21 protein-coding genes, 4 tRNA genes and 1 pseudogene are annotated in these 25,722 nt (G+C 64.0%); 8 read left to right on the top strand and 18 right to left on the bottom strand.

Annotated elements, in window-relative coordinates; genetic code table 11:
• The first annotated feature begins 4 nt into the window (after nt 1-4).
• From C4900_RS09715 to pstA, 4 genes are all read left to right on the top strand, one after another.
• Nucleotides 5-1,102, top strand: coding sequence for an SDR family oxidoreductase (locus C4900_RS09715; protein WP_065970482.1), 1,098 nt, complete (start codon nt 5-7; stop codon nt 1,100-1,102).
• Between the two features lie 200 nt (nt 1,103-1,302).
• On the top strand, nt 1,303-2,328 hold the full coding sequence (gene pstS, locus C4900_RS09710; RefSeq protein WP_114283002.1) for a phosphate ABC transporter substrate-binding protein PstS: 1,026 nt from the start codon (nt 1,303-1,305) through the stop codon (nt 2,326-2,328).
• Between the two features lie 52 nt (nt 2,329-2,380).
• Nucleotides 2,381-3,349, top strand: a complete 969-nt coding sequence (gene pstC / locus C4900_RS09705) for a phosphate ABC transporter permease subunit PstC (protein WP_065970478.1) — start codon at nt 2,381-2,383, stop codon at nt 3,347-3,349.
• A complete protein-coding gene (gene pstA / locus C4900_RS09700) occupies nt 3,333-4,208 on the top strand; it encodes a phosphate ABC transporter permease PstA (RefSeq protein WP_065970476.1) in 876 nt (291 codons plus the stop codon). Before pstC ends, pstA begins: the two co-directional genes overlap by 17 nt.
• 436 nt (nt 4,209-4,644) lie before the next feature.
• Here the strand turns inward: pstA and C4900_RS09695 are convergent, their stop codons facing one another.
• From C4900_RS09695 to rnr, 10 genes are all read right to left on the bottom strand, one after another.
• A complete protein-coding gene (locus C4900_RS09695) occupies nt 4,645-6,273 on the bottom strand; it encodes a bifunctional diguanylate cyclase/phosphodiesterase (RefSeq protein ID WP_147267173.1) in 1,629 nt (542 codons plus the stop codon).
• 51 nt (nt 6,274-6,324) lie between these two features.
• Nucleotides 6,325-7,671 carry a DNA repair protein RadA gene (gene radA, locus C4900_RS09690; RefSeq protein ID WP_065970472.1) on the bottom strand — a complete coding sequence of 449 codons (1,347 nt, stop codon included), beginning with the start codon at nt 7,669-7,671 and terminating at the stop codon, nt 6,325-6,327.
• Entirely contained in the window at nt 7,668-9,083 is a 1,416-nt protein-coding gene (gene iscB, locus C4900_RS09685) for an RNA-guided endonuclease IscB (RefSeq protein ID WP_114283000.1), read from the bottom strand. Before iscB ends, radA begins: the two co-directional genes overlap by 4 nt.
• Before the next feature lie 342 nt (nt 9,084-9,425).
• Nucleotides 9,426-10,508, bottom strand: coding sequence for an alanine racemase (alr, locus tag C4900_RS09680; protein ID WP_065971760.1), 1,083 nt, complete (start codon nt 10,506-10,508; stop codon nt 9,426-9,428).
• Nucleotides 10,505-11,899 carry a replicative DNA helicase gene (gene dnaB / locus C4900_RS09675; RefSeq protein WP_211306876.1) on the bottom strand — a complete coding sequence of 465 codons (1,395 nt, stop codon included), beginning with the start codon at nt 11,897-11,899 and terminating at the stop codon, nt 10,505-10,507. The genes alr and dnaB overlap by 4 nt, the downstream gene beginning before the upstream one ends.
• Before the next feature lie 33 nt (nt 11,900-11,932).
• Nucleotides 11,933-12,382 (bottom strand): 50S ribosomal protein L9, encoded by a 450-nt coding sequence (rplI, locus tag C4900_RS09670; RefSeq protein WP_065971759.1) that lies wholly within the window; start codon nt 12,380-12,382, stop codon nt 11,933-11,935.
• An 11-nt stretch (nt 12,383-12,393) separates the two neighbouring features.
• Nucleotides 12,394-12,621, bottom strand: coding sequence for a 30S ribosomal protein S18 (gene rpsR / locus C4900_RS09665; RefSeq protein ID WP_065971758.1), 228 nt, complete (start codon nt 12,619-12,621; stop codon nt 12,394-12,396).
• Nucleotides 12,622-12,632: 11 nt separating this feature from the next.
• Nucleotides 12,633-13,034: a 30S ribosomal protein S6 gene (gene rpsF / locus C4900_RS09660; RefSeq protein WP_065971757.1), complete on the bottom strand. Its 402-nt coding sequence runs from the start codon at nt 13,032-13,034 to the stop codon at nt 12,633-12,635.
• 62 nt (nt 13,035-13,096) lie between these two features.
• A complete protein-coding gene (gene rlmB, locus C4900_RS09655) occupies nt 13,097-13,891 on the bottom strand; it encodes a 23S rRNA (guanosine(2251)-2'-O)-methyltransferase RlmB (RefSeq protein WP_065971756.1) in 795 nt (264 codons plus the stop codon).
• Nucleotides 13,884-16,127 carry a ribonuclease R gene (gene rnr, locus C4900_RS09650; protein WP_065971755.1) on the bottom strand — a complete coding sequence of 748 codons (2,244 nt, stop codon included), beginning with the start codon at nt 16,125-16,127 and terminating at the stop codon, nt 13,884-13,886. The genes rlmB and rnr overlap by 8 nt, the downstream gene beginning before the upstream one ends.
• A 45-nt stretch (nt 16,128-16,172) precedes the next feature.
• Between rnr and C4900_RS09645 the strand changes: the two genes are divergently transcribed.
• Nucleotides 16,173-16,259, top strand: a tRNA-Leu gene (locus tag C4900_RS09645).
• A gap of 31 nt (nt 16,260-16,290) precedes the next feature.
• Here the strand turns inward: C4900_RS09645 and C4900_RS09640 are convergent.
• From C4900_RS09640 to C4900_RS17285, 5 genes and pseudogenes are all read right to left on the bottom strand, one after another.
• Nucleotides 16,291-17,586, bottom strand: a complete 1,296-nt coding sequence (locus C4900_RS09640) for an adenylosuccinate synthase (protein ID WP_065971754.1) — start codon at nt 17,584-17,586, stop codon at nt 16,291-16,293.
• Between the two features lie 7 nt (nt 17,587-17,593).
• Nucleotides 17,594-18,775: an ATP phosphoribosyltransferase regulatory subunit gene (locus tag C4900_RS09635; RefSeq protein WP_114283486.1), complete on the bottom strand. Its 1,182-nt coding sequence runs from the start codon at nt 18,773-18,775 to the stop codon at nt 17,594-17,596.
• Between the two features lie 31 nt (nt 18,776-18,806).
• On the bottom strand, nt 18,807-19,676 hold the full coding sequence (gene hflC / locus C4900_RS09630; protein ID WP_114282999.1) for a protease modulator HflC: 870 nt from the start codon (nt 19,674-19,676) through the stop codon (nt 18,807-18,809).
• A complete protein-coding gene (gene hflK / locus C4900_RS09625) occupies nt 19,673-20,590 on the bottom strand; it encodes an FtsH protease activity modulator HflK (protein ID WP_065971752.1) in 918 nt (305 codons plus the stop codon). Before hflK ends, hflC begins: the two co-directional genes overlap by 4 nt.
• A 63-nt stretch (nt 20,591-20,653) precedes the next feature.
• Nucleotides 20,654-20,752, bottom strand: a pseudogene (locus C4900_RS17285) (protease modulator HflK N-terminal domain-containing protein); the annotation flags it as partial.
• Nucleotides 20,753-21,254: 502 nt separating this feature from the next.
• Here C4900_RS17285 and C4900_RS09620 point away from each other — a divergent pair.
• Nucleotides 21,255-21,330 (top strand) — tRNA-Lys (locus C4900_RS09620).
• Nucleotides 21,331-21,732: 402 nt separating this feature from the next.
• On the opposite strand, the gene C4900_RS09615 is transcribed toward C4900_RS09620, so the two are convergent.
• From C4900_RS09615 to C4900_RS09605, 3 genes are all read right to left on the bottom strand, one after another.
• A tRNA-Cys gene (locus tag C4900_RS09615) sits at nt 21,733-21,806 on the bottom strand.
• A 46-nt stretch (nt 21,807-21,852) separates the two neighbouring features.
• Nucleotides 21,853-21,927 (bottom strand) — tRNA-Gly (locus C4900_RS09610).
• A 204-nt stretch (nt 21,928-22,131) separates the two neighbouring features.
• Nucleotides 22,132-22,665 (bottom strand): DNA-binding protein, encoded by a 534-nt coding sequence (locus C4900_RS09605; protein WP_170132500.1) that lies wholly within the window; start codon nt 22,663-22,665, stop codon nt 22,132-22,134.
• 99 nt (nt 22,666-22,764) lie between these two features.
• Here C4900_RS09605 and hyfB point away from each other — a divergent pair, with 99 nt between their 5' ends.
• Complete coding sequence (hyfB, locus tag C4900_RS09600) at nt 22,765-24,777, top strand: hydrogenase 4 subunit B (RefSeq protein ID WP_114282997.1); 2,013 nt, start codon at nt 22,765-22,767, stop codon at nt 24,775-24,777.
• A complete protein-coding gene (locus C4900_RS09595; protein WP_114282996.1) occupies nt 24,774-25,721 on the top strand; it encodes a respiratory chain complex I subunit 1 family protein in 948 nt (315 codons plus the stop codon). Before hyfB ends, C4900_RS09595 begins: the two co-directional genes overlap by 4 nt.
• The last annotated feature ends 1 nt before the right edge of the window (nt 25,722 follow it).

Raw genomic sequence — 25,722 nt, 5'->3', positions numbered from 1 at the left:
ACATATGGCAAACACGCAGGATGTGGTCGTCATAACGGGCGCAAGCGCTGGACATGGTCGCGCCGTCGCCCGTGGTTTTGCCCGCCAGGGTGCGAAAATCGGCCTGTTGGCGCGGGGGCGCGAGGGACTTGAGGCCTCCAAACGGGAGGTGGAGTCCTTGGGCGGTCAAGCGCTCGTGGTGCCGACCGACGTCTCGGATGCCGACCAGGTCGAAGCCGCCGCGCAAGCCGTCGAAGCGGAACTGGGACCGATCACGGTGTGGGTCAATAATGCCATGGTGTCGGTCTTCTCACCGGTCAAGACGCTACGCCCTGAGGAGATCGCACGGGTCACCGAGGTCACCTATCTTGGCTATGTCTACGGTACGATGGCGGCCTTGCGCCGTATGCTGCCGCGCGACCGTGGCGTCATCATCCAGGTCGGTTCGGCGCTCGCCTATCGCGGCATTCCCCTGCAGGCCGCATATTGCGGGGCCAAACATGCGATCGAGGGTTTCACCGAGTCGTTGCGCACGGAGTTGCTCCATGACAAGAGCCGCGTGCGCGTGACCATGGTCCAGATGCCTGCCATGAATACGACACAATTTTCATGGTCCAAGAATAAGATGGATCATAATCCTCAACCTGTTCCTCCGATTTATGAGCCCGAGGTCGCGGCCCACGCCGTGATCTGGGCGGCACGCCACGATCGTCGCGAGATTGATGTCGGGGGCTCGACCGTGGCCGCCATTCTCGCCAACAAGATCGCGCCAGGCCTCCTGGATCATTATCTGGCACGCAACGGTTATCGTTCACAGGAAGCGCCCGGGCCGGTCGATCGCACGCGCCCTGACAATCTCTGGCGACCGGTGCCTGGCGATCATGGTGTCCATGGCCCGTTTTCCGATCGCTCGATACGTCGCAGCCCCGAGGTCTGGACGACCCTGCACCGTGGCACGATCGCGGTCTTGGCGGGATTGGGTCTAGCGCTGGCCGGACTGTCCGCGGGACGGCGGCGCAGCCGGCGCAACACCTCACAGACCAATCGCCCCGTCATTGCCCCCGCCATCCGCAGCGCAAGTGACGAACATAGTGCGCGCCTGCGCGAGTTGCCGACGGCGTGAGGGCGGCGGGTGGCGCTTGTCCCCCACGGGGTGGTGGCAATGCGCTGGGATTGGGTTAAAATGGCGCGCGCGATGCCTGTCATGGGGTTGTCATGAATCCTCCGTAGGCTTCACGGCAATCCACTAACCCTAGAGGCAGCTATGTTAAAAAGTATAACGAAGTCCCCGTTGCGCGCCGTGCTCGGGGGTCGGTACTCGCGCTGGCGGTTGCCGGTATCCTGAATACCCCGCAGGCGTTCGCGCGTACGGTCAGTGTGACCGAGACTGGCTCCACCCTCCTCTACCCATTGTTCAATCTGTGGGTGCCGGCCTACACGCGTAGTCACCCAGGTGTGCGTATCACGACTCAGGGGACGGGAAGCGGTACCGGGATCTCGGAGGCCATATCGGGTGTCGCGCAGATCGGTGCATCGGATGCCTACATGAGCAATATGCAGGTCAAGCAGAACCCCGCGATCTTGAATATCCCGCTGGCCATCTCCGCGCAGACGGTCAACTACAACATTCCAGGGCTAAACAACGTCCATCTGAAGTTGAGTGGCCCGGTCCTGGCCGGCATCTATGACGGCCAGATCCGTTACTGGAACGCCCCGGCGATCGAGCGGTTGAACCCAGGTCGGCACCTGCCGCACCACCTCATCACCCCCATTCACAGGACCGATGGCAGCGGGGACACGTTCATATTCAGTCAGTATCTGTCGTTTTCGACGCCGTACTGGAACTCGCATGTGGGTTATGGCACCACCATCAGCTGGCCGGCGGTGCCGGGTGGCTTGGGTGCGCTCGGTAATCCGGGCATGGTGCAGGCCGCCGCGCAGACGCCCTACTCCATCGCCTACATCGGCGTGAGTTTCACGAAAGAAGTGGCGCGCGCGCATCTTGGCACAGCGCTTCTCAAGAATCGTGCCGGACGCTTCCTGTTGCCCACCAAAAAGACCGTAGGGGCGGCGGCCGCCGAGCTCGTGAACAAGACCCCGGCCGACGAACGTATCAGCCTCGTCTTCGCGCCCGGTGCCGAGTCCTATCCCATCATCAATTATGAGTACGCCATCGTCAACGACCATCAGCCGAGCCGCGTCATGGCCGCTACGCTGCGCGAGTTCCTGTCGTGGGCAGTAGATACCCATGAAGGCAACGCGCGTAAGTTCCTGCGCCAGGTGCACTTCATCGCATTACCGCCGCGCATCTCGGCGCTGAGCCGCAAGCAGATCGCCAAGATCCATTAAGGGAGCAGATCACCGGGGCCTTGTCGGGGCCCCGGTTTTCTCTGGGAGCCCCATGACGCTACGACCATTTCGGATCATACTTGTACTCGTCACAAGCCTCATACCGCTCGCCCTACTAGCCATCCTCGTCTTTCTCGCCCGTTACTCCTGGCCTGCCCTGACATTCAATGGCTGGCATTTCCTCACCGGCCACACCTGGAGCCTCGGGAATCTCTATGCCGATCCCGTGAAGCGACGTGGTGTACTGGTGCCCATTGGCGCAAATTACGGCATTCTCGTATTCATCGTGGGAACGCTATTGACGTCGGCCATCGCGCTCATCATCGCCGTTCCCGTAAGCCTCGGTGTGGCAATATTCCTGGCCGAAGGCCTGCGTAGCCACCGTCTGAAGGCCCCGTTGTCGTTCGTAGTCGAGATGCTGGCGGCGGTACCGAGCGTCGTCTACGGCCTGTGGGGCTATGCGGTGCTCACACCGCTCGTGGCCCACACCCTTGGGCCCGGACTGCGAGCAGTGCTGGGTTTCGTGCCATTCTTCTCGGGGCCCATCGGGAGCGGATATGGCCTGCTCGCCGCATCCATCGTGCTTTCGCTCATGGTCGTACCCATCATTGCCGCCACCGTGCGCGATGCCCTGGCGCGAGTTCCATCGGAGACAAAGGAGGCGGCTTATGCGCTGGGCGCCACGCATTTTGAGGTGGTGCGGCGCGCCATGTTGCCGGCAGTGCGCGGCAACATCATAGGCGCCGGTATCCTGGGATTGGGACGCGCCCTGGGGGAGACCATGGCGGTCCTTATGGTGAGCGGCGGCGCCCTGAATTACTTTCCGGGCAACATCTACAGCCCGATCACGACCATGGCCTCGTTCATCGTTTCACAATTGGACAGCGCCATGCAGGATCCGACCGGAATGGCCGTCAGATCATTGGCGGAGATCGCGCTCATACTGTTTATTATTTCGGTCATCACCAACATCATAGCGCGCCTTCTTACCGGAACCTCGCGTAATGCCTCACCCGCTTAAGCTATCGCGCATCGCACGGCGCAAGGCCCTGTCCGGTCTTGGCTGGGCCTTGGCGGCGGTGTCTTTCGTACTGGTCGCAGCCCCGTTGCTCGATATCCTCTACACCGTCGTTCGTAAAGGCCTGTCGGCACTGTCGTTCACACTCTTTACACAGGTCACGAACGGCATATCGGGAGGCCTGCTCAATGCCATTACCGGCACGCTGGTCCTGGTGTTCGGGGCGCTGGTCTTTGCCGCCCCGGTCGGCATCCTCGCTGGCATCTATCTCTCCGAGTTCGGACGTGGCCGGTTCGGTAGGGCCGTGCGTTTCTTGGACGATGTCCTGGCCGGGGTGCCATCCATTGTCCTCGGATACTTCAGCTACGTCACGCTCGTGATCGGCATGGGTTGGCAATTCTCGGTGCTTGCCGGGTCTCTGACGCTTGCCATCATGGTCGTCCCTTATGTCGCGCGTTTCACCGAGATATCGTTCCTTCAGGTCCCAAATGGGCTGCGCGAGGCGGGTTATGCCTTGGGGTTTCGCGAGCTCACGGTCATCACGCGCATTGCCCTCCCGCTTGCGCTTCCCGGGATACTGACCGGGGTTCTGTTCGCCATTGCCATCGCCCTCGGCGAGACCGCCCCCTTGATCTATACGGCGGGCTGGTCGAATTTTCTGTGGAATGGAAAGCTCATTCACGAGCCGATCGGGTACCTCACCTATGTCATCTGGAGCTTCATCAATCAACCGTATCGGTCGGCGCATGCGCTGGCATTCGCCGCCGCCTTCCTCGTGATCTTTATGGTATTGCTGGTCAACGTGGGCCTTAGCGTCATCCTGCGCCGCGCACGGCCGCTCGGGGGGCCGGGGCAGCGCTGAGAGCAACGGCCGCGCCTCACCTTGGCCAAGCCCTGCATAGCAGCCGCGCTCAACCTCGAGCGACTTATTAAGATGTTCTGATAAGCCGTTTATTAAATGAGTATTGCTAGTGCAGACCTGAAGGAACAGCCGCGCCTGGTCGGGCGGCGTGCGTGTGAGCGTGCCCCGCCCATCACACCGCGCACCCGCATACGATCCTCGCCTCGATTACCCCGGATGGTTCCGCTTAACGCTTTTGATGCGAGATGCGATTGTTGAAGTGACCGCTACCCGAATGGCGGCTAAATTCATTAAGACTCTGCGCCAAACGTGCGTCTCCTGCGGGGGCCATTGACAGTCCTGAGAAATCCGATCGATAAGGCACGTCATTTCCCGCGCCGACTGCCGGATCCCGGTTGGTCGATATGAGGCATATCTGTTGGGCGGGTTGAGTCTGTTACTCGCCACCGCTTGCGATGGGCATGCGAGCGGGGGCCGTCTCGAGTGCCGGACGTCCGAAGTAGAAGCCTTGCGCCCAATCCACGCCATGATCGCGGGCGATCCCCGCGAGTTCCTCGTCTTCGATCCCTTCGGCTATCGTCAGGATGTTGAGATCCCGAGCGATGCCTTGGATTCCTTTCAGGATGGAGCGCGCCCGTTCGCTCGTCCGCGCGGCCTTCAAAAGCTCCATTTCAATCTTCAGGAAGGAGATGGGGAGTGTGGTCAAATAAAGAAATGACGAATAACCGCTCCCGAAATCGTCGATGGCCAGCCGTGCGCCGATATCGAGCAGGGGCTGCAGCGCGTGCAGGGCGGCCGCCGGGTCGCGCAACAGCTCGCGCTCGGTGATCTCGACCACCAACGGGTTGCGATTGCCTGTGAGCTCGCCTAACACGCCGCATCCGCTAAACGCCGATGCCATATGCGCGAGTAGCTGGCGCTCTTGCAAAAGCGCGGCCGAGACATTGATGAACCGCAGACGCCGGTCGCCCCGAAGGCTCTGCACCCGGCAGCGCTCAAAGGCCTGCTCAATGAGCGCTTGATCGATGCGGCTCACCAACCGGAGGTCGGTGGCGGCCCCCATGAACTGGTCGGCGCCCAGTACCTGTCCGTGCGGCAAGACAATGCGCGCCAATCCCTCCTCGGCGACCGGCTGGCCGGTCTGCAAGTTCACTATGGGCTGATAGGCGGCATACACGCGGCGATCGCTTAGGGCTGATTCCACCTCAGCCCCGAGTCGACACAAACCGATCTTGTTGGGGCGCGCCGCGATCACCGTGTCACGCCCCCGATCCTTGGCCTCCTGCAGTGCCGACGTCGCCTGACTGATCGCGTCACGCAGGCTGTGACTGGTCTCCGGGAACGCCGCCGTACCGGCGGTCAAGGTCACGCCGAGCGGCCTCCCGCTCGACCCGAAAGGCCCCCGGGCTACGCGATCGAGCGCCGCGCGCGCAAGCAAGAAGGCCTCGCCAATGCCCATATCCGGCACGAACACCAGGTATTCGTCACTACCAAATCGTGCCATGCGCGCGCCATGCGGCAACGCCGATGCCAGCTGTCTTCCGACGTCTGCCAAAAGCGCGTCGGCGGCCTCCGCCCCGTGACGGTCGTTCAGGATACGAAACCCGTCGATATCAAAGAGCACGAGGCTGTAAGGCCGATCATCGGCGCCGGCAATGATACGCTCCAGGGTACGCAGGAAGGTGGCGCGCGGCGCGTGCGCCGCGGGCAAGGTGTCGCCCTCGAACCGCGATCCGACGCGGCGCCGCACTACGCGCCACCGCCATGCCGCGAGCGACCCGCCGATGACGACGGCGCCGCTCTGCATGGCGAGTCCATACCAAAACGCGATCTTAGCGCCCAGCAAGTTGACCCAGGGCGTCTCCAGCAGCGCACCCGCCCCGTCCGCCCCCATTCTCGTGATATGGGCCGCCAGGGCGAAGCCGAGCCCCGCCAACGCCGCCAGGGCCCCGGCGAATACCGGCGTGAGGGGCTGGTGGACCTTGAGTAGCGGCCGTTCGCGCGCGTCCAGCGCCCATATTGCCGATGGTTTCGGCCGCCTGCCGTGATTTGTCATGAGTGCCATCTCGCGACCCTCCCGCTACGGCCCGCTCCACGGACCGACTCCCTATATGAATTATTCTTTCAAAAACTGTGCCAGTGCTTCGCGAAGCTGTCTGGCCCCGAATACCGCGATGTCCCCGTGTGTCGTGCGTTTGGCCACATTCGCAGCCGGGACGATGGCGCGCTTGAAGCCAAGCTTGGCCGCCTCCCGAAGTCGTTCCTGGCCACGGGGTACCGGGCGCATCTCGCCGGCCAGCCCCACCTCTCCAAAGACCACGAGATCACGGGGTACCGGACGATCCGTGAGGCTCGAGGCGCAGGCCAGCAGGACGGCGAGATCGGAGGCGGTTTCGGTGACGCGGACGCCGCCGGCGACATTCACGAATACATCGTGACGCCCGGTGGCATGCCCGCCGTGGCGATGTAGCAAGGCCAGCAACATGCCCAGGCGCTGGCCATCAAGCCCCAGGGCGACCCGTCGCGGGTTACCTCCCGGGCTCTCGTCGATCAACGCCTGGACCTCCACGAGCAGCGGCCGGGTGCCCTCCTGCGTCACCAAGGTGACGCTCCCAGGGGCATTATGGGCGTCCTGACGGAGGAACAGCGCCGAGGGGTTGGTCACCTCGCGCAGGCCACCTTCGGTCATCACGAACACGCCGATTTCGTTGACCGCCCCGAAACGATTTTTGATGGCGCGGATCAGGCGATAGCGGCTCCCGCTGTCGCCCTCGAAGTACAAGACTGCGTCGACCATGTGCTCGAGCACCCGGGGTCCGGCCAGCTGGCCTTCCTTGGTCACATGTCCGACCAGGAAGAGCGCCGTGTCGGATTCCTTGGCGTAGCGTACCAGCGTGGCGGCCGCCTCGCGTACTTGCGCGACGCTGCCTGGGGCCTGCGCGAGGTGAGGCAGATAGACGGTCTGGATCGAGTCGATCACCAGGACCCGTGGGGCCTCCAGGCGTGCCTGGGCAATGATCGCCTCGACATTGGTCTCGGCCAGCAACTTCATGCCCGGCGCCAGCAGTCCAAGCCGGCGGCCGCGCAGGGCCACCTGTGCGGTCGATTCCTCGCCGGTGACATACAGGGCGCTTAGATTCGCGCTCATGGCCGCCAGGGTCTGGATGAGGATCGTCGATTTGCCGATACCGGGGTCGCCACCCAGCAGTACCACCGAGCCCGGCACCACGCCTCCGCCCAGCACGCGGTCGAGCTCTTGCAGGCCGGACGACCAGCGCGTCACGCCCTCGCAACGCACCTCCGACAGCGACATCGCGCGCTTGCTGCCCGCAGAGACGTCGGCCGGGGCGGCGCCACCCATCGCCACCATCGTGTTCCAAGCGGCGCAGGCATCGCATCGTCCGGCCCACTGGACCGAGCGCGCCCCGCACTCACGGCACTGGTAGTAGCTGCGCGCCTTCATCCGTTGGCGCGGGAAACCCCGGGGTTCATCCCGGGGAGGGAGAGCGCGGCGGCATAAGCCGCCCCTGTTCCCGCTTCTCCTGTATCAAAGGCTCTCTTCGTGAGGGCATACCCATACCCATCTGCCCTCTGGATCAAGATGCAGAAGCGGTGAGCAATGCCTTGGACCAGGCCGGTTGCGGTCTGGATGTTGAAGCTCCCGGTGGCGCGGATGGCCACGCGGCCGAAGTACCGACCCGCCTTCTTCCCGCTCGTGACGACAGCTTTCACCAGATCCCCGGTCTGGAACCCAAAGGCGCTTTTGCTCCGGGTCAGATAACCCCGTGGGAAACCGTGCTTTGTGAGACGTGTGCGCTGGTCACTCCCCCGACCTGTGGCCTTAATGGTCAGAACGGGTTGTTGTGCATTATGGATGGTGTCTACAGACCCGACGCACACAGCATCGAGGCTATGGGTCTTGGGGAGGTGCAGCCGGTGACGATTCCACTTGGTCCGTCCGCCGCTTGCGACCTCCACCTCCAGGCCTGTCGCCTTGAGCCGTTGGTACAGGGCCCAGCGGGTGCTGTTCACCGCCGCCGCATCTCGTAACGGCGCCGGGGCCTGGGCCCGGATCCGTTGCAATGTCTCCGGCCGCTTTGCTAAGAACACGGCCACATCCTGACTCCCCTTCCGCTGGTTGCAGTCGTGGCAGGCGATGGTGAGGTTGCTTACCCGATCACTGCCGCCTTGGGACTTGGGATGGATATGATCGATCTCAAGGGGTGTGTTGTGGGCCCCGCAATAGGCGCAGGTGCGAGCCCACTTCTCGAGCAGATACTCCCGGACCTCGTACCCGGCCAAGGTGCCGTGTTGATAGGCCACGCCGGAGATTTCGGGGTTTTGCATCTGCTGGGTGTCGAACCGCACGAGCTCCTGCGACAAGGCCGCAACCGGCGCCCACCGACAGAGGCGATCGACCCACGCCATCGTCGTATCCACCCGGTGCTGTAGGGATGGCGCCAGCCAACCCTCTGGCTTCGTTCGGTTATCAAACCGGGCCGGGCGATGCCGCAACCGGCCCCGACGGAAGCGGCGATGACTCGATCGCTGGGTCAAGGCCTCGTGGATACTTGGGCCCCGGTGCTGGATCTCTAATAGCATCAGCACGGTGAGGGCGCGGATGGTGTCTTCCCGTGTCGTATCCGTGGTGTCTGGCTCTCGCACCAGGGCCATCCCTGTGGTCTGACTCCCCGGGTCCATCTTCAACCGCAGCGGCTGCAAAGTGGAATCTTCCTGCAGTCGGTCCACCAAGCGGATGGTCAACGGCACCACCCGATGGACCCGCGCCCGACCGCGCGCCAGCAGCAACCGGGCGCGCCGCTCCGCGCACGGCATCAGTGGTTTCTTTCTCCGGTCTAACACAAAAACCGCCATACCACCCTCTCTCAAAACGGCCCTTACGGGCCCCTAGTGGCCCGACAGCGGCCCTAGTGACGTGGGTGTCTCCACCCATCTCCCCTCGGGGTTGTGGACAACCGGCTCCCGTCTCATTGTGGGCCGTGGACAACCCCCTTTGTGTGGGGGTATGGCCCATGCGACGGCGGATGGAACCTTCGGGTCTTTGCCTTTACCCAGCGTGATTCCGTCCTTCCAGTGTCCGGGACTGAGGAAGCATCCCGGAGTGGGTCGTAACGACCTATTGTCCACGTCTGCACAGAACATCCTGTGCCCCCTGGTCAACAAAGCCTTTCGGTTGTCCCCTCCAGGCTCCGGCATTTATGCCGGGGTAGTTGACAGGCACTCACGCCGCGGAAGCCGTTGCGTAAGACCGCAGAGCAAGGTGTATGGGATGGTCCCAGCGGCGTGCGCGACCTCTTCCACCGGTAAGCCCTGGCCCCACAGGATCACTTCGTCGCCGACGCGCGCCTCGGCCACGGCGCGCAGGTCGACTGTCAGCATATCCATTGAAACCCGCCCTATGACCGGCGCGCGCTGACCACGCACGAGCACCGATACCGCGGTACGGAATTCGCGGGGGTAGCCGTCGCCGTAACCCACGCCCACGACCCCCACCGGCATATCACGCGGGCAGCGGTACACGCCCCCATAACCGATCGCGTCCCCTTCCCGCCGGTGACGGACGCTGATCAAGCGGCTGCGCAAGGTCATGACCGGTTTCAAACGAGTCGGCATCGAAGTATCCGGGGCAAGCGGTGAGGCCCCGTAGAGCATGAGGCCGGGCCGTACCCAGTCGGCGTGCGTCGCCGGCCAGCGCATGATTCCCGCGGAATTGGCAAGGCTGCGTCGCAAGCCCGGAAACGCGAGCTTCGCGAAGCGCTCGATCTGGTGCCGGCTGGGTGTGGTATCGGCCTCCTCGGCGCACGCCAGATGGGACAGCAGGCCAAGCCGCGCGATGCACGGCAAGGCCGCGAGATCGGCCACCACTGCGGGTACCTCGGCCGGCTCGAAACCGAGACGATGCATGCCGGTGTCGACTTTGATCCATACGTCGCAGCGCTGCTCGCCGCGCATACCCTTCAAGACCTCGACCTGATAGTGGTCATGGACCACCGGCGTCAGCCGCTCACGCAGGATCACGGGCATTTCGGCGGCATCGAAAAAGCCCTCCAGCAGGCAGATCTCCTGGCGGATGCCGGCGGCGCGCAGCTCCAGCCCCTCTTCCAGGCTCGCCACCCCGAAGGCATCGGCCTCCGCGAGCGTCTTGGCCACCCATACCAAGCCATGGCCATAGCCATTGGCCTTGACGATGGCCATGATCCGCGCCCCGGTCAGGGCCCGCGCCTCGGCCAGATTATGGCGAAGCGCGGCGGCGTCCAGCGAGGCATAGGCCGGCCTCATGCATAGGATCCATCATAGGCATGGGCATCGGCGTGGTTTTCGAAACGCGTGTACTCGCCAAGATAGGTGAGCCGGGCCTTTCCGATCGGCCCGTTGCGCTGCTTGCCGATGATGATCTCGGCGGTCCCCTTGTCCTCGCTCTCCTCGTTGTAGACTTCATCACGATAGATGAAGAAGATGACGTCGGCATCCTGTTCGATGGCCCCGGATTCCCGCAGATCCGACATCACCGGGCGCTTGTTGGGGCGCTGTTCCAGGGATCGATTCAATTGCGACAAGGCCACAAGAGGAACATTAAGTTCCTTGGCTAACCCTTTGAGAGACCGTGTAATTCCTGATATTTCCGTGGCCCGGTTCTCGGTGCTTTCCGAGGCCTGCATGAGCTGCAGATAGTCGACCACGATGAGTCCCAGTCCATGTTCGCGCATCAATCGCCGGGAGCGCGCGCGCAGTTCCATCGGGGTAAGCGCCGGGGTGTCATCGATGTACACCGAGGCCTCCGCCAGCATGCCCACCGCCGATGTCAGCCGCGGCCAGTCCTCGTCCTCGAGCTTCCCGGTGCGCAGTCTATGGGCGTTGATACGCCCCAAGGACGACATGAGGCGCATAGCCAGTTGTTCGCCTGGCATCTCCAGACTGAAGATCGCCACCGGCAGTTTCAGACCCACGGCGGCATTCTCGGCGATATTGAGCGCGAAGGCGGTCTTGCCCATCGATGGGCGTCCCGCCACGATCACAAGATCGCCGGGTTGAAGCCCCGAGGTCATATTGTCGAGGTCGGTAAACCCGGTGGCCACGCCGGTGATCGTGGAGTTCGAGCGAAACAGCGTATCGATACGGTCGACGGCTGCCGTCAACAGCGTCTTCAGGGGCCGGAAGCCCCCGCGGCGACTACCGCTTTCGGTGATCGCGAATACCCCGCGCTCGGCGTAGTCGAGCAATTCGACGGCGCTGCGGCCCTCCGGTTGGTAGGCCTTGTCGCCGATATCGTTGACCACCTCGATCAGGCGCCGCACCAAGGCGCGTTCGCGCACGATGTCGGCATAGGCCTGGATATTGTTGGCGCTGGGGGTATTTTCCGCGAGCGCCCCCAGATAGCCAAGCCCGCCCACCGCCTCCAGGGGACCGGCGCCGAGACGTTCGCTCACGGTCACGATGTCGACCGGCCGCCCATCCTCGTGAAGGCCGGCCACGGCCGCGAAGATGGTCTGGTGCTCGCGCCGGTAGAAATCGACCTCGGAGATACGATCGGCGATACGGTCCCAGGCCCCGGCGTCAAGCAAAAGCCCGCCGAGGACCGCCTGTTCGGCTTCCAGGGACTGCGGGGCGACGCGCACCCGCGGTTCCACGCCGCCGCGGACGCGCGGAGCGCCCGCGGTCTTATCGGTCATGGCCTACCCCCTCGGCGACCGTGGCCGCCGGTCCTAGGATTCCGCGACGACCGACACGATGATGGTGGCCGTCACCTCGGGATGCAGGCTCACCTGCAGTTCGTGATCCCCCACAGTCTTCAGCGGCCCATTGGGTAGCTCGATCTCGGCCTTGGCGATCTCGAAACCGGCAGCGACCATGGCCTCGGCGATATCGGACGTCCCCACCGACCCGAAAATGCGGTCCTCTTCCCCGGCCTTGCGTACGAGCTGTATGGTGACTCCACCGAGCCGTTCGGCACGCGCTCTGGCATTCGCCAGCTGTTCTTGCTGACGCCGTTCGCGTTCCGCGCGTTCGGATTCGAAGCGCGCCTTGTTCTCGGGGGTGGCGCGTACCGCCTTACCCTTCGGGATCAGGAAATTGCGCCCGAAGCCGGGCTTCACGGTCACCTGGTCGCCCAGGTCGCCGAGATTCCGGATTTTCTCAAGGAGAATGATCTGCATGGGCGCGTTCCTTAGTTGTGCGCGTCGCTATACGGCAAAAGCGCGAGATGCCGGGCGAGCTTCACGGCACGCGCGAGCTGACGCTGATAACGGGCCTTGGTGCCGGTATTGCGGCTCGGGATGATCTTGCCGGTCTCGGTAATGTAAGCCTTCAGGGTCGCGAGGTCCTTGTAATCGATCTCGACTGTGCCTTCGGCGGTAAATTTGCAGAACTTCTTGCGGCGAAAAAAGCGCGACATGGACTCTCTCCTTAGACCGAGGTCTCGGCGGTGTCCCGCTCGACCCCGTCTTCGTCAACACGCGCCCGCACCGGTCGTGCCGGCGCTGCGTCCTGGTTTTCCTTGGCCAGCGGTGATGGCGCGGTGACCGCCTCGTCACGCGCCAGCGTCAAGGTCCGGATCACCGCATCATTGAACTTGAACGCGGTTTCGAGCTCAGCCAGGATTGCTGGTGTACATTCGATGTTCATGAGCACGTAGTGGGCCTTGTGGACCTTGCTGATCGGATAGGCAAGCTGGCGCCGACCCCAGTCCTCGAGTCTATGGATACGGCCGTCGCCGCCTTCTATGAGCGAGCGATAGCGCTCGATCATGGCGGGTACCTGCTCGCTCTGGTCCGGATGGACCAGGAACACGATTTCGTAATGACGCATGATGGCCCCTTATGGCTGTAAAGCCTGTGACCCAGTGCCACAGGCAAGGTGCGGGCGCCATTCTAGTGATTTATGGGGGGTAACGCAATTTCCGGGGGATGGGCCTTGGCGGCCGCCCGCGCGCGTACACTCTCATAAAGGCACAGCCCGGTGGCCACCGACACGTTCAAGCTCTCGGTGTGCCCGTGCATGGGGATGCGTACCAGCACATCGCAGGCCTCCCGGGTCAGGCGCCGCAACCCCGATCCCTCCCCGCCTAAGACCCATGCGGTGGGGGTCGGAGGCGGGCTGTCGTGCAGGGAGGCTTGGGCATTGGCGGCCGCGCCCACCACCCACAGCCCAGCCTCTTTCAGTGCGCGCAAGGTGCGCGCGAGATTGGCCACTTCGTAGAGCGGCAGACGTTCGGCGGCCCCGCAGGCCGCACGCGAGGCGACCGCCGACAGCGGCGCGCGGGCATGTCGTGGCACGATCACAAGATCCACCCCCGCGCCCTCTGCGCTACGCAGGCAGGCCCCGAGGTTATGCGGGTCCTGCACCCCGTCCAAGACCAGCACCAAGGGCTGCACCAGTCGCCCGAGATGGGCCACCAGGTCCTCTTCGCGCGGGCGCTCCACCCGTCGGCGGCGCGCCAGCACCCCTTGGTGCGCAAGCCCCGGGGCCATGCGGTCGAGGGCCGTGCGCGGGCTCTGGTGGACCAGCACGTGCACGGCACGCGCCAAGGCCACGATACCATGCACGCGTTCATCGGACCGCTCCTTGGCGATCCAGACGCAATCGACGGTATCCGGGTGGGCCTTCAGGGCCGCCGCTACCGCGTGCGGGCCCGCGATCAGCTCCGCGAAGGCATCGTCAGCCACGACGCGATCGGCGGCGGCGCCTGGGGCGCGAAGCGCCGTCGGGGCGCGCCGCCCTCTCCGTGGTCTGCGCGATGAGCTCAAAGTCGAGCTTGCCCTCATCTACGTCGACGCGCAGCAATCGCACGCGCACGGCATCACCAAGCCGGTAGTGCTGGCCGGTGCGCTCCCCGACCATGCGATGATGGGCTGGGTCGAAGTGATAGTAGTCATGGCCGAGCGAGGACACGTGCACCAGGCCGTCGACGTAAATATCCGCGAGTTCGACAAAGAGCCCGAAGGCCATCACCCCGCTCACCACCGCGTCGAACTCCTGTCCGACCTTGTCGGCCATATATTCGGTCTTCAGCGAGCGGATCACATCACGCGTAGCGTCGTCGGCGCGGCGTTCGGTCAGCGAGCAGTGTTCGCCAATGGCTTTCATCGACATGTCTGGGGCGCGCGCGGGTATTTCCCCGAGCGCACCCTTGATGGCGCGGTGCACGACCAGATCCGGATAGCGACGGATCGGTGAGGTGAAATGCGTGTAATGCTCATAGCCCAGGGCGAAGTGGCCGACATCCTCGGGCCCATACATCGCTTGACTCAGGCTACGTAAGAGCAGCGTCTGCAGGAGTCGCCCCTCGGGTCCGGGTGGGGCCTGCGCGAGCAGCGCCGCGTAATCCTTCCCGCTCGGCTTGTCGCCACCGCCCAGCTCGAGCCCCATCTCGAACAGCATGACGCGCAGATCCTTCAGCTTCTGGGGTGTCGGTCCTGCATGCACCCGAAAGAGCGCCGGCACGCCCCGATCGATGAGAAATTGCGCGGCACAGACATTGGCCGCCAGCATGCATTCCTCGATGAGCTTGTGGGCATCGTTACGCACCAGCGGTTCTATGCGCTCGATCTTGCGGTTGGCGTCGAACACGATGCGGGTCTCAGGCAACTCGAAATCCACGGATCCGCGTTTCGCGCGGGCGGCATGCAAAACCCGATAGAGGCCGTAGAGGGCCTCCAGGGCCGGCATGAGCGATGCGCGTTCCGGTGCCGCCTGTGCGCCGCCGGCAAGGAGGGAGGCGACCTCGGTATAGGTGAGGCGCGCGCGGGACCGCATGACAGCCTCGAAAAAGCGATATTTCTTGAACTTGCCATACCGGTCCAGCTGGATTTCGCAGGCCATGCATAACCGGTCGACATCCGGGTTCAAGGAGCACAGGCCGTTTGACAACACCTCGGGGAGCATGGGGATCACGGCCTTCGGGAAATACACCGAATTTCCGCGCGCCCGAGCCTCTTCATCGAGCGCGGTGCCGGGCCTCACGTAGTACGACACATCGGCGATCGCGACCACAAGCCGCCAGCCTCCGCGGTTCTTCTCACAATAGACGGCATCGTCAAAATCGCGCGCGTCCTCCCCGTCTATGGTGACAAGCGGCAGATCGCGCAGGTCTTCGCGGCGCGCGGCCTCCGCGGCGTCTATGGTCGGTGCAAGACCGGCCACCTCGTCTTGCACGGCCCGCCCGAACTCATGCGGAAGATCGTATTTGCGGAGCGCAATCTCGATCTCCATCCCTGGTGCGTCGCGATCGCCAAGCACCTCGACGATACGTCCGACAGGCGGGCTCTTGGCCGTCGGCTGCTCGAGTATCTCGCACACCACGATCTCGCCGCCGTGAGCGGTCATTGCCCCCGGGTCGTCGCCGATCATGATGTCGCGTCCGATACGGCGATCATCGGGGGTTACGAAGGCTACCCCACGCTCCACGCGGTAACGCCCCACAACCTGTTTCTGGGCGCGTTCCAGTACCTCCACGATCAGACATTCGCCACGTCCACGGGCGTCGAGGCTGGCCACATGGGCCACTACGCGATCGCCGTGCAGGACCTTGCGCATCTCGCGCGCCGGGATAAATAGGTCGTCGTTGCCATCCTCGCGCGCCAGGAACCCGAAGCCATCCGCATGGCCGATCACGCGCCCTTGGATGAGATCCATGCGCTGCACCAGGCCATAACGCCCGCGGCGATTCTTCAAAAGCTGGCCATCCCGCTCCATGGCGCGCAAGCGCCGCCCGAAGGACTCGACGTCGCGTTCGCCGCGCACCCCCAGGTCTTCTAGCAGCTGGCGCAGCGGGACCGGCTCATCCTGCGATCCGAGATAGGCCATGACGGCCTCGCGGCTCGGCACGGGAAACTCATAGTTCTGGGCCTCTCGCTCGGCCTCGGGGTCGTGGAATTGTGGGGGATCGTTTCGCGTTGACATCGTGTCCTGTTCTCGGTAGAGTCGCCGGCCTTGAAGCCATGCCGGGCCGGGGTGGCGGAATTGGTAGACGCGCTAGCTTCAGGTGCTAGTGGGGGTAACCCCGTGGAGGTTCAAGTCCTCTCCTCGGTACCAAGTCCGGCGTGCGCTTATAAGCTAAAGCCCATTATTCCTGAAATGGATTACGTATCACGATGGTTTCCTCGCGATCCGCGCCGGTCGATATGATGTCGATGGGCGTGCCGGTCAGTTCCTGGAGCCGATCGAGGTAGCGCCGGGCATTGGCCGGTAATTCCTCGAGGCGGCGAATTCCGACCGTCGATTCGCCCCATCCCGGCATCTCCTCGTACACCGGCTGGCATCGCGCCAGGGTCTCAGCCGCCGCCGGAGGTGTTCCACGACGCTTACCGTCGACCTCGTAGGCCACGCAGATCTTCACCGTATCGAGGCCATCCAGGACGTCGAGCTTGGTGATGCAAAGCCCCGAAAATCCATTGATCTGGCGCGCGCGGCGCACGGCCACGGCATCGAACCATCCACAGCGACGCTTGCGGCCGGTGGTGGCGCCGAATTCCTGGCCGCGATCACCGAGCCGATCGCCGATGGCGTCGAACAGTTCCGTGGGAAACGGACCGGCCCCGACGCGTGTGGCGTAGGCCTTGGTGATTCCGAGCACGTAATGGAGCGCATGCGGGCCGACGCCGGACCCAGTGGCGGCGGCGCCGGCGCTGGTGTTCGAGGAGGTCACGAACGGATAGGTGCCGTGATCGATATCGAGGAAGGTGCCCTGCGCCCCTTCAAAGAGCAGGGATTCACCGCGCGCCTGATGAGCGTCGAGGGCCTCCGGGACATCGCAACAGATCTTCGCGAGCCGGTCACGATAACCCATGATCTCGGCCAGCGTGTCTTCGTAGCTTACCGTCGGGGCATGGAAGAAGTGCTCGAGGGTGAAGTTGTGATAGGACATCACATCCTTCAGTTTTGCGGCAAACGAGGTCTCATCAAAGATGTCTCCCAGCCGCAGGCCGCGCCGCGAGACCTTATCTTCATAGGCGGGCCCGATGCCGCGGCCCGTGGTCCCTATGGCCGCGGCGCCGCGCGCGCGCTCGCGGGCGACGTCGAGGGCGATATGGTGCGGGAGGATGAGCGGGCAGGCATCGCTGATCTTCAGGCGGTCAAGGACCGGGACTCCGGCTCGTTCCAGGGCCACCACCTCGTCAAACAAGGGCCCGACCGCCAGCACTACGCCGTTTCCTATGTAGCATCGCACATCGTGTCTCAGGATTCCCGAGGGTATGAGGTGCAGGACCGTTTTTTGGCCGGATATGACCAGCGTATGGCCGGCATTATGACCACCCTGAAAGCGCACGACCGCAGAGGCGCGCTCGGTCAGGAGATCGACGATCTTGCCCTTCCCTTCATCCCCCCATTGGGTACCGATTACCACGACGTTCTTTGCCATGTCTCGCCTAACGCCTCGCTACGACCGTCCACCGGCCGTCTTGTTGTACGAGCTCGCGATCGCAGCCCGTGCCCTGGTCCTGTTCCGCACCCTCACGCAGAACTTCGATCACCCTCTCGCCGCGTGCGCGCAACGCGCGCACCGCCTCGCGCAAGGCCTTGTCATCGCAACACGGCGCGAGGATCGCAGGCGGCGCCTGGGCAGGCTCATCGCGCAGCTTGAGAAGCAGCCGTAGGTCGGCGCTGAATCCCACCGCCGGCCGCGACCGTCCGAAGGCACGCCCGATCTCATCGTAACGCCCACCCTGTGCGATGGCCTGCCCATAGCCTTCCACGAAGGCCGAGAACACCACGCCCGTGTGATAGCCATAGCCGCTCAGCTCGGCGAGATCGAAGTGCCACCTGATGCCGGGCTGCGCCTGATCGACCACCCGCCACATGGCCTTAAGGTCCGTGAGGGCGACCTGGACCTCCGGGCCGGCATCGGCCAGTATCGCCTCCAGTGCCATAAACTCCGCCTCGGCCCCATGAAGATCGATCAACGTCCGCAGGTGGCGGTCGCTGCGCGCCGGAAGCGCAAGATCCGCCAGGATCGCATCGACCTCGGCGCGCGACCGGCGCCGGAGCGCCTCGTGGAGCTCCTGCTCGACGGCTTCCTCCATGCGCGCCTCGCGCGCCAGGGCACGATACACGCCTACGTGGCCAATATCCACATGAAGACTGGAAAAACCCGCGCATTCGAGGAGGGCCAACATGAGTCGCAGGACCTCGGCATCGGCGCGTGGCCCCGATTGCCCGAAGAGTTCCGCGCCGATCTGCCAGGGTTCGCGCGCCCCCCCGAATTCATCGGGGCGCGTGCGCACCACCGGTCCCAGATAACAAAGCCGCACCGGGGTATCACGGCGCAGGTAGTGGGCGTCGATGCGCGCGGCCTGCGGCGTCATGTCCGCGCGCAGGCCCATGAGACGACCCGTCAACTGATCCGTAAGCTTGAAGGTCTTTAGATCGAGTTCGTGCCCGACGCCCGTGAGTAAGGACTCCAGATACTCCACGAGCGGCGGCATGACGAGGTCATAACCCCAACTGTCGAGAAGGTCCAGCAGCCGCCGCCGGACCTGTTCGGCGTGGCGCGCCGCCGGCGGCAATATTTCTTCTACTCCCGCAGGCAAAAGCCAGCGATCGCGCCGCATGCGCGCGCCCCGTGACGGCTTGCGGGGATTGTCATTTTGCATAGGGCCCCTGGTTTTTCAGAAAACGCAGAAATCCGCTGTCGGGGCCGATGACGAGGGTCGTCTGCCGGTTGGCAAAGCTGCGCACATAGGCGCGCAGACTCTTGTAAAACACGAAGAAGCGCGGATCGCGACCATAGGCCTTGGCATAGATTGCCGCGGCGTCGGCCTGCGCGCGGCCACGTATGATCCCCGCCTTCTCGTAGGCCTGAGCGAGAATTCTGGCACGCTTACGGTCGGCCTGTCCGCGTGCCACCTGCGCCTTGGCCATGGCGCGCGCCTCGATGCGCGCGGCACGGGTCAGCTGATCGGACGCCATACGTTTATCGATGGCATCGACGACGCGATCCCCAAGGCCCAAGCGCTGAATGCGCAGATCAGCAATCACAAGCCCGTAGCGCGCAGCCTGCGCATCCACCATTTTCGTCAGCGACCCCAGGCCCTGACCCGTGAGCACCTGGGCAAGCGTGCGCTGTGCAAAAAATCGCCGGAATCCGGTCACTGCCGCCTCACGGATGCGTTCCTCGGCCTTATGTCGCGACCCCCCGGTGCTGGTCAGGTAACGGCGGAAGCTTGCGATCCGGTACTCGACGTAGGCATCCACCAGCACCTGTTTGCGGCCCTTGGTAAGCAGGGCCTGTGGTTCCACGCGCAGGTTGAGGAGCCGGGCATTGAAGATATGCGCGTTTTGTATAAATGGTATCTTGGCATGCAGTCCGGGTCCCACGCGGCTTTGGACGATCCGCCCAAAGGTCGTGACCACGGCATATTGTCCGGCGTCGACCTCGTAGAGCGTGGCATCAAGGAGCACGACCACGAACGCGAGCGCCGCGGCAAACGGCCAAAGGGCACGCGTCCTCATCGTTTGGTCCCGGCGCCCGCCGGCGCGCGTCCCGCCAAGACCGGGGGCTTCGCGGGTGACGCCATCGGCACATCGACTACAGTATGACTGGTCCCCGACACCATCACCTTATGCGCCTTACGATAGACGCGCGCCATGGCGTCTATCAAAAGCCGCTCGCGGGTCACGAGCGGCGCGCGCTCATAGATCTTGGCGAGCGCCAAAAAGCGGGCCGAACGCGCGCGCGCCTTGGCCATGACATGCGCGCGATAGATGTGGGCCTTGTCAATCATAGCCACGCCATCCGCGCTGGCCTTGGGGAGTATGGAATCGGCATAGGCCTGTGCCTCGCTTGCATATCGCTTGGCATCCTCGCGCGCGCGCACCACCTTCTCCAGCGCCGCCAGCACGCTTTTGGGAGGGGTCGCCTTTTGGATCTTGATGGCGACGACGTGGACACCCGCCCCATAGCGATCCAATAGGTCCTGTAATCGAGTCTTGACCGTTGCCGCCAGCTGATGGGCATCATGCGCCAGGACAGCGTTTGACGAACTGTCGGCCACGGCCTGACGCATGACCGCCTCGGCGGCGCGGGCGATGGCCTTGCGGGGATGGTCGACATTGAAAAGGTAATGACGGGGATCGACGATCCGATACTGGATCGCGAATTGCAGACGTACGATGCCCTGGTCACCGGTCAGCATGGCCGCCTCGGCGGGCGCCGGTTCTCCCTCGTAGAGCTTGGACACCGGGCGGTACCCGACCGCCACGACATGGATCTGGCGGATACTGACAACCCGGTCGCTCGCCAACGGCGCCGGCCAGCGCCAATGGGCGCCAGGACGCGTGACGCGCACCGCCTGACCGAATTGCAGCAAGACCGCGCGGTCGCCCTGGGGCACGCTGTAGAAGCCTGTCACCAACCAACCCGCCATGACCGCAAAGGCCGTGACCCCGAAAACCCAGGGGGGCGGCGCACCCCTATGTCGTCGCAGCCGGCGCCACAGGCGCTGGATGATGGCGTCGAGGTCAAAAGGCCCGGAGGCGCCCCTACGCCCCCATGGATCCTGGCCCCTCCCCGGATCATTCCATCCCACGTATCGGTTTCCCCGCTCGGCCGTATCGACAAACGCGCTATTCTAGGCGCCCCGCCGCCGCACGGCAACAATAGCGCGGATTCCGCGGGATCGCGCGCGGCGGTGCGGGTGCGAAAGACTGCACGCGGCGCCCGGTAAACGGCTCGAGGGTCGCGCCCGTATCCCAATGGCGGATATTCCGGGTGATGGCGAATGACCCTCTGCCTCGTTCCTTACCCCTGGTTCGAGAGCATTTGCGGTTGCGGCCGTACCTCGAAAGGTCGGTCGGAAGGGATCATCGACGGGCGCCCGGGTGGACATCGGGACGCGGGCGAGGGGTCGCTTGCATACGATTACGGGCCGCCCGAGTTTTCGGACGTCTATCGGTCTCCCTTGTCGTGGCGAATGCTGGTATTGAGGATTTTCCGGATCCCTAGGGGCGTTGCCCGAGGGGTTCGGCGCGGTCTTTTTGCCGGGGTGTCTTGCCGTCTGCCAAAAAGGTTTTATACTGCGCGGGTCACATGGGCCGTTAGCTCAGTTGGTAGAGCAGCTGACTCTTAATCAGGTGGTCCCAGGTTCGAGCCCTGGACGGCCCACCAATTCCCTCATCGGGCGTTGCGGCATCAAACCCAAGCCCGGCCTTCGCAAAACCGATCAGATACAAGGCGAGACGGCAGACCGTGGCTCTGGCCATGGTCTCGCGCCCCGGCATTGACCCCAAGCGCTCCCGCTGTGCCTGCCTAGCGCGGCATGGATGGTTTCGCAAGACCTGGACCGACACCCCAGGGTCCGGGCGCCCAGGCCCACGGCCGAGATGACGCGCCCCCGATCTGACATGCCCGGACGTACGCGCGGGCCCTCACCCTCCTGACTGCTCGGGTTGGCCAAAGGCCCTGGGATGGCAAGGCCGTTGATCACGAACCCTGCCCTGCTTGTCTTAGATCTTATGGATTTCTGGGTCGATCGCCTGGAATGCCAGGCGCTATGACGAAACCGAGATCTGGAGGCTGGGGCCGGAATCGAACCGGCATTGACGGCTTTGCAGGCCGCTGCATCACCACTCTGCCACCCAGCCTAGGTGGTTATTAGGACGGGGGACCCGGATTTCAGGGTAATGGAGGTGGAGCGGGAAACGAGATTCGAACTCGCGACCCCAACCTTGGCAAGGTTGTGCTCTACCACTGAGCTATTCCCGCAGACCGATGCATTGTAAACGGGCCTGCGGTTCTGTCAAGCCGCAAGCCGCATCGGCATACATGAGCATGACGCGCATCTGGACACCCACGGCCGATAGGAACTCGAGAATTGGTGTCCGCTCGGCGGGTTGCGCGGAGCGGGGGCCGGCCCCTCATCGCCCCGTGTGGCCGATTATAGCGAGATGTGCGCGTGGCGCATCGATGTTATGCGGATCGTGGATGGGAGTGATCGCGCAGGATAGTCTCCAATCGCGCCTCGACGTCTTCGAGACGCGCGGCCGATGCCCCGAGCGATTCGCTCAGTCGCGCAATCTCAGCGGTGAGCGCCGCAATCGTTTCATGGGCCTTGCCCAGATGTTTGTGTAATTCCAGGCGCTCGGTCCCCAGGGCCGCGCATTGGCGTTGCGCGTCCTCGAGGGCCTCCTGCAACTCGCTCACATCCCGCAGGGCCGCTTCGCGGATGCGCTCGATCGCCTGCTCGGCCTCGCGTGCTGCGAACTGCCAGAGCACCGCCAGCGATTCGCGGGCCTTGCTCTCGACTGCCGGGGGCAGCGAGGCGGTTAAGCCCTCGGTCTTCCATTTGAGCGCCTTCCATTCCCCCAGATGCTGATTGATGGTCGTGAAACTGCCTTTACCGAGATCGCTGCGCACGCTGGCCACCGTCGGGGCAATCCCCTGATCCGCCAAGCGATCCGCCACGGTAAAGACCTGTTCTCTTGTGATCCCTGTGCGCGGCATGAGCCATCCCCCTTGCATTAGTATTACGTTATGTTACATTATATAGCGTAATCGGTCACGCGCGGGCGTTGACCGGATATCCGCGAGGTCTCCGCGTTCATGCACGCACCGATCGGGCTTCCATGGGGGCTTATCCTAGGCGCCCTGATCTTATGGTCGCTCCTAGCATTCGCAAGTCTTTTCCTTGCCAAGGTCCCGCGCATCGCCCCGTTGATTTTCCCTTTGGGGGCGCTCGGCGCCCTGTGTGTCGCGGCCGCCGGCCTGCTCGCCCTCCACGGACCGCCAGTGACAATGATCTCCCCCCTCGGTCTTCCGGGTCTCCCCTTTCACGGGCGCCTGGATGCCCTATCGGGCCTCTTTCTGGTCCTGTTCGGTCTTACGAGCGTGGCGATCTCGCTCGATCTTGCCGGGTACCGGGCCCGCGAACACTATCCGGTCGCGGCACGCATCGCCGTGCAATACCATATCCTGCTGGCCAGTCTCACCTTGGTGTTCGTGGCGGCCGACGCCTACTCGTTTCTGATCGCCTGGGAAGCGATGGCGTTGTCATCCTACTTTCTGGTGGTCACCGACCACCGCACGAGTGCCGCACGTCGTGCCGGATTCCTCTATCTCCTGATCGAGCACATCGGGGCCCTCGCCCTGCTCACCGCCTTCGCGATCCTGAGCGCACAGGCCCCGGCCGGCCCAAAGCTTCCTTATACCTTTGCCGCCCTGCATGCGGCAAATCCCGATCCGACCGTCGCGGGCCTGGTCTTCATCCTGGCGTTCCTCGGCTTCGGGGCCAAGGCGGGGCTGGTCCCGCTCCATGTGTGGCTGCCGCAGGCTCATCCGGTCGCACCTTCACCCATATCGGCGCTGTTGAGCAGCGTGTTGCTAAAGGTTGGTATCTACGGATTGCTGCGTGTGGCCTTCATCATGTTGCCGACGCCGGCGCCATGGTGGGGTCTGACCGCGCTTACCGTGGGGCTCGCCACCGCGTTGCTGGGCGCCCTGTCATCGGCAGTTCAGAGCGATATGAAGCGCCTGCTGGCCTATTCCTCGGTCGAGAACATCGGGCTCATTACCGCCGCGATCGGCCTTGCGTTGCTGTTTTCGGCCTACGGCCTCAAGGCCTTGGCGGCCCTCTCCTTGATCGCCGCCCTATATCACTGTCTGAACCACGCCTTCTTCAAGGGACTCTTGTTTCTCGGCACAGGTTCGGTCCTGCACGCGACCGGAGAACGCAATCTCGGCCGCCTCGGTGGTCTGATCCACCGCATGCCGCAGACCGCGCTCATGATGCTGATCGGCACGCTTGCCATCGCCGGCGTGCCGCCACTCAACGGTTTCGTCTCCGAATGGCTGATCCTGCAGTCATTTCTTAAGGCGAGTACCCTGCCACGCCCCTACCTCGCCATGGGCATACCGCTCGGGGCGGCATTGACGGCGCTGGTTGCGGGTCTCGCGGGTTATGTCATGGTCAAGTTTTACGGCATCGTATTTCTGGGCCGGCCGCGCGAGACCAGACTCGCGCAGGCCGTGGAATCGGGGCCCTTCGAGCGTGCCGGGCTTGGCCTGTTGACGCTGCTGTGCTTGGCCGCCGGCCTATGGCCGGCCGGCGTCATCGCGCTGGTCCGCCCGGCCGCCCGCCTGCTCTCTGGCGCCAATGCCCACATCTTGGGCGGCGATGGTGGCGCGCGTGTGGATGTGGCGCATGCGGCATACGTCCCGGCGATCCTGACAATGGCGCTTGGAGCCATAGCGCTCGCCGTCGTGTTGCTGCTGCGTAGACGCTCTGTGCGCGGCGCGCGGCGCGCGCCGATCTGGAACTGTGGTCACATTGCCACCAGTGCGCGCATGCAAGATACTGCCGAGGGTTTCGGGCAGCCGATCCGGCACATTTTCACGACCTTCCTGGTGGTGCGTCGGCATTGGCCGGCACCCGATGATCGTGCACCCCGCTACGCAAGCGTCGTCGAGGATCGGTTCTGGGAGGGGCTCTACCGTCCGGCCGCACGCGGCTTCGAGGTGATAGGCGCGTCGATCGCGGCCCTACGTCCACGGCGCATCGCCGTCTCGCTGCTCTATGTGCTCGCCACGCTCATCGTCCTGCTCGCGGTGGCGCCATGACTATGGATCTTTTCGTCCGCCAGGGGGCGCAGATCTTGTTTGTGGTCGCCATGGCCCCCTTGCTGAGCGGTTGGGTCCGCCAATGTCGGGCATGGCTTGCCAACCGCGCCGGCGCGGGCCTCCTTCAGCCCTACCGCGAGCTGTTCAAGCTCCTGCGCAAGCAGCCGATCGTGGCCCATGACGCCTCGGCGTTATTTGTTGCGACACCCTATATCGTCTTTACGGTCATGGTGGTGGCGGGCGCCATGGTTCCTATGATCACGACCCGCCTGCCGCTCGCCGGCGCCGCCGACGCCGTGGTGCTCGCCGGGATGTTTACGTTCGCGCGGATCTTCGCGGCGCTCGCCGCCATGGACCTCGGCACCGCCTTTGGCAGCATGGGGGCGCGGCGCACTATGCTCGTGGGTTTTCTCGCGGAACCCGCCCTACTCATGGTGCTGTTCACGCCGGCCTTGATCAGCGGCTCCACCTCGCTTGTCGTCATCGTTCGTGAGCTCGCCCACCACGGCGTCATTCTCTACCCGAGCATGGTGTTCGCGGCGGCCGCCTATGTCATGGTGACGCTCGCTGAAAACGCACGACTGCCCGTCGATAATCCCGATACCCATCTCGAGCTCACGATGATCCACGAGGCTTTGAACCTCGAATATTCCGGCCGCTATCTGGCGCTCATCGAATGGGGATCTGCCATCAAGCTCTTTGTCTATATCGGTATCGGCGCCGCGCTGTTTTTTCCATGGGGCATTGCGCAGGATCGCGGGCTCGATGCCCTGTTGATCGCCTATGCGCTCTTGGCCACAAAGCTTGCCGTGGCCGGTATCGGGCTCGCCGTGATCGAGACCCTGGTCGCCAAGTTGCGCCTCTTTCGGGTCCCCGAATTTCTGGGGACCGCCTTCTTGCTTGCGGTCCTCGGACTGCTAGTGCGCTTCCTTTTTGGACACTGAT

It is taken from the genome of Acidiferrobacter thiooxydans (assembly GCF_003333315.1).
In the GTDB taxonomy this organism is placed as follows: Bacteria; Pseudomonadota; Gammaproteobacteria; order Acidiferrobacterales; family Acidiferrobacteraceae; genus Acidiferrobacter; species Acidiferrobacter thiooxydans.
This window is presented reverse-complemented; position numbering and strand designations above follow the sequence as displayed.

Coding starts and splice junctions, on each gene's coding strand:
- C4900_RS09605 (WP_170132500.1), bottom strand. CDS start 22,665: ATGCCGCGCACAGGGATCACAAGAGAACAGGTCTTTACCGTGGCGGAT.
- hflC (WP_114282999.1), bottom strand. CDS start 19,676: ATGAGGACGCGTGCCCTTTGGCCGTTTGCCGCGGCGCTCGCGTTCGTG.
- iscB (WP_114283000.1), bottom strand. CDS start 9,083: ATGGCGGTTTTTGTGTTAGACCGGAGAAAGAAACCACTGATGCCGTGC.
- pstA (WP_065970476.1), top strand. CDS start 3,333: ATGCCTCACCCGCTTAAGCTATCGCGCATCGCACGGCGCAAGGCCCTG.
- hflK (WP_065971752.1), bottom strand. CDS start 20,590: ATGGCGGGTTGGTTGGTGACAGGCTTCTACAGCGTGCCCCAGGGCGAC.
- radA (WP_065970472.1), bottom strand. CDS start 7,671: ATGAAGGCGCGCAGCTACTACCAGTGCCGTGAGTGCGGGGCGCGCTCG.
- dnaB (WP_211306876.1), bottom strand. CDS start 11,899: ATGACCGATAAGACCGCGGGCGCTCCGCGCGTCCGCGGCGGCGTGGAA.
- C4900_RS09695 (WP_147267173.1), bottom strand. CDS start 6,273: ATGGCACTCATGACAAATCACGGCAGGCGGCCGAAACCATCGGCAATA.
- C4900_RS09640 (WP_065971754.1), bottom strand. CDS start 17,586: ATGGCAAAGAACGTCGTGGTAATCGGTACCCAATGGGGGGATGAAGGG.
- pstC (WP_065970478.1), top strand. CDS start 2,381: ATGACGCTACGACCATTTCGGATCATACTTGTACTCGTCACAAGCCTC.
- rpsF (WP_065971757.1), bottom strand. CDS start 13,034: ATGCGTCATTACGAAATCGTGTTCCTGGTCCATCCGGACCAGAGCGAG.
- C4900_RS09715 (WP_065970482.1), top strand. CDS start 5: ATGGCAAACACGCAGGATGTGGTCGTCATAACGGGCGCAAGCGCTGGA.
- rpsR (WP_065971758.1), bottom strand. CDS start 12,621: ATGTCGCGCTTTTTTCGCCGCAAGAAGTTCTGCAAATTTACCGCCGAA.
- rnr (WP_065971755.1), bottom strand. CDS start 16,127: ATGTCAACGCGAAACGATCCCCCACAATTCCACGACCCCGAGGCCGAG.
- C4900_RS09595 (WP_114282996.1), top strand. CDS start 24,774: ATGACTATGGATCTTTTCGTCCGCCAGGGGGCGCAGATCTTGTTTGTG.
- alr (WP_065971760.1), bottom strand. CDS start 10,508: ATGAGGCCGGCCTATGCCTCGCTGGACGCCGCCGCGCTTCGCCATAAT.
- hyfB (WP_114282997.1), top strand. CDS start 22,765: ATGCACGCACCGATCGGGCTTCCATGGGGGCTTATCCTAGGCGCCCTG.
- rplI (WP_065971759.1), bottom strand. CDS start 12,382: ATGCAGATCATTCTCCTTGAGAAAATCCGGAATCTCGGCGACCTGGGC.
- C4900_RS09635 (WP_114283486.1), bottom strand. CDS start 18,775: ATGCGGCGCGATCGCTGGCTTTTGCCTGCGGGAGTAGAAGAAATATTG.